This window comes from Brevundimonas balnearis (assembly GCF_042434805.1).
GTDB lineage: Bacteria > Pseudomonadota > Alphaproteobacteria > Caulobacterales > Caulobacteraceae > Brevundimonas > Brevundimonas balnearis.
Map to the genome: position 1 here is coordinate 1 of NZ_JBHLSW010000010.1, position 1096 is coordinate 1096.

The window sequence follows — 1096 nt, forward strand, 5'->3', positions numbered from 1 at the left end:
CGGTTGAGGGGTTCGCGCACGCCGTCGGCGGTGGGACGGGCGAGTTGGGTTTCGCCGCGGCCGTCGAGGGAGATGACGCCGCCGTTGACGCCCTGGGCGACCAGCGCGTCCGCGACGGTGCGGGCGCGACGGTTGGACAGGCCGACGTTATATGCGGCCGAGCCCGAGGTGTCGGTGTGGCCGACGATCAGGATGCGGGTCGGGTTGCCCGACTTGGCGTAGTTGGCGGCCTGGGTCACGACCTGCTGGGCCTCGGCCGTCAGGTTGGAGCGATCCCAGTCGAAGTAGACCACGAACTGACGCTCCGGCGGGCGCGGGGCCGGAGCCGGACGCGGCGGGGGCGGCGGAGCCGGGGTCGGGGCGGGCGCCGGCGGCGGAGCCGGGGTCGGCGGCGGCGGCGGGGCCGCGATCGGGCCGAAGCTGTAGCGCAGGCCCAGGCTCACCGTGTGGCTCTGGTCGTAGTCGCCTTCCCAGGTGCCGAACTGCGTGGCGCCGGGGCCGGTGCCGACCGTGACCGATTCCCACGCGGCGTCGCCCGTCAGGTAGCGGTAGGTCAGGTCCAGGTTGGCGCGTTCCGTCAGGGCGAAGGCCAGGCCGGCGATCGCCTGGGCGGCGAACTCGGTGGACTCGTCGTCGGCCGCCAGCGTCGCGGTGCGGTTGGCGCGCAGGTTGCCGATGGTCTCGGTGTTCACCCGGTTGAAGCCCACGCCCAGGCCCACGAACGGACGAAGACGCGCGTCCGCCGAGCCGAAGTCGTAGATCAGGTTGGCCATCACCGTGGCCGACTCGATGTCGCCCTCCGGCGAGAAGCACCCGCCCGTCGCCGGCGTCAGGTTGCACAGGCCCTGCGTGCCCGAAACCGCGCGAACCCGCCCGATGTCGCCCGAGCGGTAGCCGCCCTCGACCTCAAGACGCCAGTTCGGGTTGAACCGATAGCCCAGACGCGCGAACGCCGCCCAGCCGTCGTTCACTTCCCAGTTCCAGTTCGCACCCGTCGTCGACGACTCCGCGTTGATCCCGTCTTCCATCGTGTGGAAGCCCGCATCAACCGCGCCGTACCAGCCGTTCGGATCCGCAGACGCCGCCGTCGCGGTCA

General features: G+C 72.1%; 1 protein-coding gene. It reads right to left on the reverse strand.

Annotation, left to right across the window (positions count from 1 at the left end):
- Positions 1-1096: OmpA family protein (locus ACFFGE_RS12465; protein ID WP_376836744.1), on the reverse strand; the 1096-nt coding region annotated here is incomplete at both ends.